Below are 2,642 nucleotides of genomic sequence, written 5' to 3' on the forward strand. Positions count from 1 at the left end.
ATGTCCATACGGGGAGTGAGTCGCCTCTGATTCAGCTTTTTGACTCCCTGGTACCTGAGAATCTGAAATGGGTGTCGCTGTATTGGGTATTCGCCCTAATTGCTCTGGCGATGGTCGTCGTGATTCAACTGGTGAAATTCCCCACGGTAGAATTGAAAGAAGACGAGAAAATGGACACGGGCCGCGCCTTTCGTGAGTTGCTGGCAAACCGTAAAGTACTCCTCTTTTTCCTGGGAATTTTCGCTTACGTCGGCACCGAACAGGGCATCGCCAATTGGATGGTGAAATTCCTGCAAACCTACCACGGCGTCGATCCGGCCAGTATGGGCGCGACCGTGATCTCTAACTTCTGGGGCCTTTTAACGATCGGTTGTCTGCTGGGACTGGCACTTCTGAAATTATTCGATAGCCAAAAAGTGCTGATGCTATTCACCGCAGGGGCCATCGCGTCGTTATTAACGGCTTTATTTGGTAGTTTGGAGGTAGCCGTTATCGCCTTTCCCATGGCCGGTTTCTTCGCCTCGGTAATGTGGTCGATCATCGTTTCGCTGGCCCTCAATTCGGTGCCGCACCACCATGGTACTTTCTCGGGGATTCTGTGCAGCGGCATCGCAGGTGGGGCCGTCATTCCGCTCATTGTAGGAGGCCTGGCCGAATGGGTAGGGTTACGGCTGGCAATGCTCTTCATTCTGGTGACGCTGGGCTATATTTTCAGCATTGGTTTATGGGCGAAGCCTTTGGTCAAGAATGAAACGGTGCGGTTTCGGGAGTTGTTCAGGAAAAACGGGAGGGTACACTAGTATAGGTCACTAATTTTGCCGCTTTGCCTTTCAAAATATGTACAAAATCATCCTCCTCATTGACTTCGCGGAAGAGTACAGCAAGGGGCTGTTGAAAGGCATTTCCGCCTACTCGCGCGACCATGGCCCGTGGATTTTCTGCCGGATGCCGCTCTATCACCGCGAAACAATGGGATTGGACGGCATCTTGAAATGGGCGCTGGAATGGGGGGCGGATGGTATTGTCGGGCAACTTTACAACGATGAAGATATTGTGAAAATCGTGCAATCGGGCATCCCCGTCATCGCTCAGGACTTCAAGGAACGCTTTAAAGAAATTCCCAACATTACCGGAGCCTACCGCGAAACGGGGCAGATAGCGGCGGAATATTTTCTTAAAAAAGGCTTCAAACACTTCGCTTACTACGGGTTCGGCGACATCGTGTGGTCGCGCGAGCGGGCGGAGGGGTTTGAGGAACGCATCGCCGCCGCAGGCCACTCAGTGGAGTACTTCGAACATCGCAAGGCACGGTCAAGTGTGTTGTGGTACTACAAACCGAGTTCACTCAGCCAATGGCTCAAAGCACTGCCCAAACCCGTGGCCCTCATGGCCTGCGACGACAATCAGGGTCAGCACATTACGGAAGCCTGCCGCTTATCGGGTTTGCGTATTCCCGAAGAAGTTGCCGTATTGGGAGTAGATAATGACGTCATGCTCTGCGAGTTGTCCGACCCACCGTTGTCGAGCATCGCACTCGATGTGGAAAAAGGCGGTTACGATGCAGCCAAATTACTTGACCATATGATCCGGAATGGCCAAACCGAGGCGTACGACATCGTGGTAAAACCCACGCAAATCGTCACCCGTCATTCTACAGACATCTATGCTACCAACGATACCTGCATCGCTACTTCTCTCAAATACATCCACCAAAACATCGACAGCAATTTGCAGGTGGACGAGGTAGTTCAGCAGGTACCATTGTCGCGGAGGGCTTTGGAGAAGCGCTTCCACGCCATTACGGGCTATCCGGTTTATAAATACATCTTCAACCTGCGAATCGAGAAATTTACGCAAAAACTCCTCGACACCGATATGTCCATTTTTGAAATCGCGCTGGACATGGGACTGACCGATAGCAAGAATATTGCCCGGCAATTCCGGCAGGTCAAGGGATGTACGCCTATCGAATATCGGAAGCGGTATTTGGCTGGGAAGGGGTAATTGAAGCACAGAATCCGCCTATTCAGCTTACTATGTACACTTGTCTGCTTAGGAACTAGCCTGACTTCAAGCAGGACGCGAGTTGATATGAAATGTTGGCATCTCAATGCCGGGAAAAAGCTTACCTAGCTCGGAACGATTGTTTTATGCTCACAGGCTTCAACTGTATCTTCTCATTCTACTTCGAAAAAACCAATGAAAACAAAGTCAATCTCTACCGCACTACTCCTGGCCGCAGTCGCCACATTTTCTTCCTGTGAAGATCACCGCCTTAGCCCCAACGCCGATTTTCCCGAGCGCATCGAGTTTTTTGCCGAGCGGCAGTATCCCGAAGGCATTGCGTATTCGCAAAACCTTGATCGATTTATCATCACTTCTCTTACTCAAGGCAAAATCGGTACCGTGAGTATCGATGGAAAATACGAAGACCTGGTTTCTGACCCGGCACTTATTAGCGGTGTGGGGGTGAAAGTGGCGGACAATCGCATTTTCGTGGCCAATAGCGACAACGGGGTGTCAAGCAAGAGCAGCCCCGCTACGGCCACAAAAACGGCGGAACTTTTGGTGTTTAACATCGCCTCACGCAGTCTGGAACGCCGCGTGGATCTCGACGACCTGCTTCCGGGAGTCAGGCACTT

General features: G+C 51.3%; 2 protein-coding genes and 1 pseudogene. All 3 read left to right on the top strand.

What is annotated here, in order from left to right:
• Nucleotides 1-800, top strand: an 800-nt coding sequence (locus ACEW8P_RS13810) for an MFS transporter (RefSeq protein ID WP_373513662.1), incomplete at its 5' end; no start/stop codon positions are given.
• Between the two features lie 37 nt (nt 801-837).
• A complete protein-coding gene (locus ACEW8P_RS13815) occupies nt 838-2,004 on the top strand; it encodes a substrate-binding domain-containing protein (RefSeq protein ID WP_373513663.1) in 1,167 nt (388 codons plus the stop codon).
• A 195-nt stretch (nt 2,005-2,199) separates the two neighbouring features.
• Nucleotides 2,200-2,642, top strand: a pseudogene (locus tag ACEW8P_RS13820) (gluconolaconase); the annotation flags it as partial.

This window comes from Persicitalea sp. (genome assembly GCF_041751555.1).
GTDB lineage: Bacteria > Bacteroidota > Bacteroidia > Cytophagales > Spirosomataceae > Persicitalea.